At 74.6% G+C, this 6752-nt stretch carries 7 protein-coding genes; 5 read left to right on the forward strand and 2 right to left on the reverse strand.

Translation table 11 applies throughout. The features are described from left to right. Window positions 1–1252: PAS domain-containing protein (locus GTW67_RS22015; protein WP_161166530.1), on the reverse strand; the 1252-nt coding region annotated here is incomplete at its 3' end. Between the two features lie 299 nt (window positions 1253–1551). Between GTW67_RS22015 and GTW67_RS22020 the strand changes: the two genes are divergently transcribed. The 3 genes from GTW67_RS22020 (at window position 1552) to GTW67_RS22030 (ending at window position 4266) form a co-directional block, all read left to right on the forward strand. Then, window positions 1552–1800: a hypothetical protein gene (locus GTW67_RS22020; RefSeq protein ID WP_077797179.1), complete on the forward strand. Its 249-nt coding sequence runs from the start codon at window positions 1552–1554 to the stop codon at window positions 1798–1800. Between the two features lie 3 nt (window positions 1801–1803). Next, window positions 1804–2181, forward strand: a complete 378-nt coding sequence (locus GTW67_RS22025) for a toxin Doc (RefSeq protein ID WP_161166531.1) — start codon at window positions 1804–1806, stop codon at window positions 2179–2181. Window positions 2182–2658: 477 nt separating this feature from the next. Continuing rightward, window positions 2659–4266, forward strand: a complete 1608-nt coding sequence (locus GTW67_RS22030; protein WP_161166532.1) for a ricin-type beta-trefoil lectin domain protein — start codon at window positions 2659–2661, stop codon at window positions 4264–4266. Between the two features lie 74 nt (window positions 4267–4340). On the opposite strand, the gene GTW67_RS22035 is transcribed toward GTW67_RS22030, so the two are convergent. Continuing rightward, window positions 4341–5120: an NAD(P)H-dependent oxidoreductase gene (locus tag GTW67_RS22035; protein WP_161166533.1), complete on the reverse strand. Its 780-nt coding sequence runs from the start codon at window positions 5118–5120 to the stop codon at window positions 4341–4343. A gap of 139 nt (window positions 5121–5259) precedes the next feature. On the opposite strand from GTW67_RS22035, the gene GTW67_RS22040 reads away from it, so the two are divergent. Next, complete coding sequence (locus GTW67_RS22040) at window positions 5260–6132, forward strand: helix-turn-helix transcriptional regulator (RefSeq protein WP_161166534.1); 873 nt, start codon at window positions 5260–5262, stop codon at window positions 6130–6132. 10 nt (window positions 6133–6142) lie between these two features. After that, window positions 6143–6748, forward strand: a complete 606-nt coding sequence (locus GTW67_RS22045; protein WP_161166535.1) for a class I SAM-dependent methyltransferase — start codon at window positions 6143–6145, stop codon at window positions 6746–6748. The last annotated feature ends 4 nt before the right edge of the window (window positions 6749–6752 follow it).

Raw genomic sequence — 6752 nt, forward strand, 5'->3', positions numbered from 1 at the left:
GGCGGGCGTTGTCGATGCAGACGGCGGCGCGGGCGCTGACCTCCTCGGCCAGCAGCACGTCGTCGTGGGTGAACGCGTAGGGGCGGCGGAACCGGGTGAAGACGGCGATCCCCAGGGTGGTCCCGCGGGCTTGGAGCGGGACGGACATCGTGGAGTGGATGCCGTACTCCTCGATCCGCGCGACCCGGACCGGATCCCACTCCCGCCACCGCTCCAGGTCGCCGGAGGGCACCGCGGCGACGATCGCGTGCCCCGCGACCAGGCACTGGGCCTGCGGTGTGTCGGCCGGGTAGACGTCGAGGCGGCCCGGCTCGGCCACCGCCTCCGGGCATCCCGGGTTGACCGACTGGTGGGCACTCCGGCGCAGGGCGACCGGCGGCGTCGGCGCGGCCACGGGATCGTCGCCGTGCTCCTGCGGGTCCAGCAGGTCGACGCTGACGAAGTCCGCGAGCGACGGGACGCACACGTCGGCCAGCTCCTGCGCGGTGCGGGTGACGTCGAGGGTGGTGCCGATGCGCACGCTGGCCTCGTTGACCAGCTGGAGCCGTTCCCGGGCGAGGTGCTGCTCGGTGAAGTCGTGGGCGGTCACGCAGACACCGATCGCCTCGCCGTCGGAGCCGGTCAGCGGGGCGACACGGGCCAGCCAGGCGTGGGCGCGGCTCTCGCTGGGAGCCTTGAGATACGTGTGCATGTCGTGGCCCTGGCCGGTGGCGAGCACGCGCCGCATGTGCTCCTCCAGCTCGGCGGCCTGCGTCCGGCCTCCGAGGTCGGTGGCCCGCAGTCCGTGGATGCGCTCCGGGGGGAGCTCGAAGAGCCGTGCCATGGCGTCGTTGACCCCGCGGATGCGGAGCTGGTCGTCGAAGATCATCGTGGCGCAGGGCGACTGGGTCAGGGCGGCTCTGACCAGCGGGTCGTCCGGCCGTTCGGGGCCGCGGCGCAGGGGAGTGACGGCCAGCCAGGTGCCCGGCCCGTCCTCCTCGGGCGGTCTGTGGCGGGCGAGCACCCACACGGACACCGTGTGACCGTCGCGGTGCCGCAGCGCCAGCGTCCCGTTCCAGCGCTCGGCGCCCGGTTCGAGTGCCGGGCCGTCGTCCGCGTCGGCCAGCAGCTCGGCAGCGGGGCGTCCCACGACGTCCGCGGCCGGATGGCCCAGCAGCAGGCGCGCGCCCTCGCTCCACTCCCGCAGCGTCCCGGAGTCGTCGACGACGGCGCGGGCCGCGGCGGCGTCGTCGTGCGGGTTGACCGGACTCATCGTCGCCACTCCATTGCGCACACCCACAGTGACCAGCGCGTCACCTGGGCCCCAGCCTAGTGCGTCCGGGCGCCGCGCGGACCCGAACCTCCGGGCTCGCGAGGCGCCCGGGAGCGCACGGGACACCGGTGCGCCGCGGCACCCGGGACGGAAAAGGCTTTCCCCGACGCCCTCGGCGCGTGCGCGGGTCCAGTAGGGCCGACCGTCCGTTCACCCGTTCGCTTCCCGCGGTACCGTCGTGCTTCCGCTCCGACCTGGCGGTATTTACCGGCCAGTACCCTCGCGGTACCGTGGAAGGCATGCCAGCTCTGAACGTGGAGTTCAGCGACCGCGAGCTCGAGGACCTGCGGCAGATCGCCAAGGAACGCGGTACGTCGATGAAGGCGCTCGTGCGGGAGGCCGCCGCCGCCGACATAGCCCGGCACCGGGCGCTGCAAGAGGGCGCGGAGGCGTTCCGCCGGTTCTTCACCGCCCACGCCGACGAGTTCGCGGCCGCCTTCCCCGACGACGAACCACCGCCCGCACGGGGCGAGGGGCGGGCCGCCTGACCGATGGCACCCGTTCTGCACATCGACGTGCCCTGGCTGCTCCAGCGTCACGAGGAGGTGCTGCCGGAGCAGCCCACGATCAACGACTTCTCCGCGCTGGTCGCCGCCGTCGCCCGGCACCGCGTCGACCCGCCCCGCCTCGGCGTCGACTCCGACCCCGCCTGGCGGGCCGCCGCGCTGCTGCACACCCTCGCCGTGCTCAGGCCCCTGCCCTCGGCCAACGCCCGCTTCGCCTGCGCGACGGCCGTGGCGTACATGTTCGCCAGCGGCGCCGGCATCGACCCGCCCTACGGTGCCCTGGTCGACCTCGCCCGCGACCTGCTCACCGGTGACGCCGACGTCTACGGGGCGGCCGACCGGCTGCGGTCCTGGCAGCTCTGAGCCCGCGCCGCCCTTCCCGGGGCCGCCGGCCGAGGGCGGGAGGAACGGGGCCGGCGGCCCTTGCGCGCGGGAGAGCCGCCGTCCCGCGCGGGGCCTCCGAGAAGGGCCGCCGCCAGTCCACTACGCCGGGGCGCACGCCGGGAGCGTGCGCGGCACACCGGCGTGTGCGGGTCTTTCACACGGGGCGCGCGGGGAAATCCGAAAACCCGTGTAAGCGACAACAGTTGCCGTGGATTCCGGCGTTCTTTCCCAGCGGTCCGACGTTCCCCGGACGCCTTGTTGACCATGAGTGATTTGTGCGAGAGTGAAGCGCTCGTGCGGGGGGTGAAGGCCGGGTCTCGCACGCACCGTGGAGAACCGGGTCCGTTTTCGCCGTGGCGAATTCACGCCCCCGCGCCGCGCCCAAAAGGTATACACCAATTCCCTTTCGGCGACCGGAACTTCTGCGTCACCCGCGCGTGGGAAGGAAACAGCTCAGTGCCCACCCCTCACCCCCCTCGTCCCGTCCCTCCGCCCGTCGGCGGGGACTTCGGGGAGTCCGACGAGTGGCTGGCCGCCCGGCTCCGGGACGGACCGGAGAGCGAGGCCGCCAGGGCCGCCGCGCTGCTGACGGCCCGGCACTGGCAACCGGCCCACGACTACGCGGCCATCTGCCTCGCCGCGTCGGGGCAGATCAGCGCCATGGTCACCGCCGCCGCCCAGCACCGGGTGCTGGACCGTCTCGCCCAGGGCGAACCGGCCACGGCCCTGCGCCCGCGGCTGCTGGTGGCCGTGCGCGACACCGTCCGCCAGTGGTCGGCCGACGACGCGGTCAACGGCGTTCTGCCGCAGCTCCTCAAACCCGCGGGCGGGCGCGGTATGCGGGCGGCGAAGTCCCTGATTCCGGAAAACCGCGCCCTGGCCGCGCGCGCATTCGCGTCCCTTCCCGGACCGGCCCGCTGTTTGCTGTGGCACACGGAGGTCGAGGGCGAACCCATTGCCGTGCCGGCCGCTCTGCTCGGCATGGACACCGACACCGCGTCGGCCACGTACGAACAGGCGCGTGAGCAATTCCGCGACGGTTGCCTGCACGCCCACCGGCAGCTCGCGCCGAGCCAGGACTGCCGCTTCCACAACCGTCTCCTCGACGTCCCGATCCGCCGCGGCGGGGATCTGCTGCCGGACGTGCGCAAACACCTCGCGGAGTGCCGGCACTGCCGCCACGCGGCCGAACAGCTCGCCCACTTCGAACGCGAGCTGGGACCGCTGATCGCGGAGGCGGTGCTCGGCTGGGGCGCCCGCCGCTATCTCGACTCCCGTCCGGGCCGCGCGAACCGGGGAACGCAGACCGGGGCCGCCGCCCGGCACCGCGGCGGCCGCCCCGGCCTGCTGGCCCGCCTCCCCGTACCCGTGCGGCTCCCGGGCCGGCCGCGCTCCGCCCGGTCGCTGCTCCGCGGCGCCGGCGCCGCCTCGGTGGGGGTGCTGGCCATCGTCCTCGTGGTCAACGTGTGGTCGTACGACGGCGGCGGCGCCGATCCCGCCGCGTCCACCAGCGCCGTCGACGGCGGGGCCACGGCGTCCGCGACCTCCCGCCCCAAGCCGCCCGGCACCGCCGGACTGCCCGCGGCGGCGGACGCCACCCGGCTGCGCAACGTCGCCGCCGGCCTCTGCCTGGACGTGCGGGGCGAGCCGAAGGCCGGGGCGGGCGCCCGGCTGGCGGCCTGCTCCGAGGCGTGGTCGCAGCAGTGGACCCTGGAGGACGACGGCCTGCTGCGCAGCGTCGCCGACCCCGGGCTGTGCCTCGACTCGCAGGCGGACGCCGGCGTCGTCATCCTCGGCACCTGCGCCGACGAGGGCACCGGGCGGAGCGACGCCGTGCGCTACGACCGCACCGCGCAGGGCGCGTTGCTGCCGCGCTGGCAGAACCAGCTCGCCCTCGCCGCCACCTCCGGCGCGCCGGACGCCGACATCGTCGTCAAGGTGCACGACGGTTCCACCGCGCAGCGCTGGCGGATCGAGAAGGCACCGGCGGCGGACGGGTCCCTGTCGATCGACGGGACCGACGCGGCCCCGGGGGCACGGCCCGTGGAACTCACCGGCGGGTAGGGGGAGTTGCCCTCGCGGTGCCCGCGGGACGCCTCTCGGGTCCGCGCCCGGGACCCCCTGCCGGCCGCCGTCGGTCAGCCGCGCACGTGCAGCCCGAAACCCGTACGGCCCGCGGGCTCCAGCCCCTCCCTCAGGTGCAGCGAGGGGATCTCGTAGTCGCCCGAGTTCTGCCGCCGGAAGGCGATCGGTTCGGTCGACTCCAGGGTGAGCAGGCGCTGTTCCCAGGCCTTGGCGGCGTCCGCGTACCGCTCGTCGGTCATGCGGTCGGTGCCGTACAGCACGAACGGCGGCAGCACCTCGATGCCCGGGTAGTAGAGGATGCCGTGCTGGATCGGGAACAGCAGGTCGTCGACGGGGCCGTTGATCCCGCGCGCGGTGTAGTGCGCCTCCAGCCCGCCGACGGTCACCGACAGCAGGGCCCTCCTGCCCGCGAGGGTGCCCTCGCCGTACCGTTCGCCGTACTTGGTGTCGCTGTGCTCGCCGACGCCGTACGCGAAGTGGAAGGTGAACACCCGGTCCACCCAGCCCTTGAGGATGGCCGGCATCGTGTACCACCACAGCGGGAACTGGAAGACGACCGTGTCGGCCCACAGCAGCTTCTCCTGCTCGGCGCGCACGTCCGGGGTGAGCGCCCCGGCGTCGAGGGCGCGGCCCGAGTCCCGAGCGACCCGCAGCGGCGTCGACGCGTGGTCGCCGTAGTCCGCGGCGTCCACGACCGCCTTCCAGTTCATCGCGTACAGATCGCTCACCCGCACCTCGTGTCCGGCGCTCTCCAGCGTGGACACCGCGAGGTCCTTGAGCGATCCGTTGAGCGACTTCGGCTCCGGGTGGGCGTAGACGATCAGCGTCTTCATGGGGACTCCTTCGGATCGGATGCCCCCGATCCTGGACGCCGCGGCGCCCGGTGTTCAGGGACGCCTCTTCCGTAGGACCGGACTTCCTGGTACTGGCAGGACCACCTTCCCGGCCGAACACCGGGGCCATACTGGGCCCATGGACGATCTCGCGGGCTTTCTGCGGACCCGGCGCGCCCGGGTCGACCCGGCGACCGCCGGCATCCCCACCGACAGCCGCCGCCGGGTGGAGGGGCTGCGCCGCGAAGAGGTCGCCCACCTGTCCGGGGTCAGCGTCGACTACTACGTACGCCTGGAGCAGGGCCGCGCGACCCAGCCCTCCGAGCAGGTCCTGGACGCGCTCGCCCGCGTCCTCGGCCTGGACGAGACCGAGCGCGGGCACCTGCACCGGCTCGCCCGGCAGCGCCACCGCCCCGCCAAGGCGCCGGGCGGGCGGGTCAGGCCGGAGCTGCTGCGCGTCCTCGACCTGGTCGCCGACGCCCCCGCGCTGATCATGAACCACCGCCTGGACGTGCTCGCCGGGAACCGCCTCGCCGGGCTCCTCTTCGGCCGGCCGCTGCCGGGCCTGAACACCGCCCGGCACATCTTCCTGGAGGAGGCCGAGCGCGGCCTCTACGCGGACTGGGAGACCTGCACCCTCGACGCGGTCGGGCATCTGCGCCTGGCCGCCGGCAAATACCCCGACGACCCCCGGCTGGCCTCGCTCGTCGGTGAGCTGGCGATGGGCAGCGAGCGCTTCCGCCGCCTGTGGGCCCGCGCCGACGTGCGCGCCCGCACCCACGGCCGCAAGGCCTACCGGCACCCGCTGGTCGGACTGCTGGAACTGCACCAGGAGAACTTCTCGCTGCCCGACGCCTCCGGCACGGAGCTGCTGGTGCTGTCCGCGGCACCCGGCAGCCCCACCGAGGACGGCCTGCGCCTGCTCGCGAGCCTGGGCCCGGCCGACGGCGACGCGGTCACGCCCCCGCCGCGGACACCGGCGCCGGAGGGACGCCCGGGGCGGACCGCCTAGGCTTGCCTCCATGAACCGATGGGAGCAGCTGACCGGCGGCGGGTCCGGTGAGCGGTACGCCGCTCGTTTCGCGGAACTCGCCGATCAGGGCGAGGACGTCCACGGCGAGGCGCGCTTCTGCGCCGCGCTGGTGCCCCCGGGGTCGCGCGTGCTGGACGCCGGCTGCGGCACCGGGCGGGTCCTGAGCCGGCTCGCCCGCCTCGGCTACGACGGCGTCGGCGTGGACCAGGACGCCTCCATGCTGGCCGTCGCCCGCCGCGGCGCGCCGGAGCTGACCTGGCTGGAGGCCGACCTCTCGGCCTTCGACCCGGCCGCCGCGGGCGTCACCGCCGGCTTCGACCTCGTCGTCGCCGCGGGCAACGTCTTCCCGCTGCTCACCCCGGGCACCGAGGCCGCCGTCGCCGCCACGCTGGCCCGGGCCCTGCGTCCGGGCGGCCTGCTCGTCGCCGGCTTCGGCCTGGACCGGGCCCACCTGCCCGTGCCGCCCGCCCTGACCCTCGCGGACTACGACGCCCACTGCACCGCGGCCGGCCTGACCCTCACCGACCGCTTCGCCACCTGGGACGCCGACCCGTACGACGACGGCGGCTACGCGGTCAGCGTCCACCGCCGCTGACCCT

Origin of the sequence: Streptomyces sp. SID5910 (genome assembly GCF_009862125.1) — a bacterium.
In the GTDB taxonomy this organism is placed as follows: Bacteria; Actinomycetota; Actinomycetes; order Streptomycetales; family Streptomycetaceae; genus Streptomyces.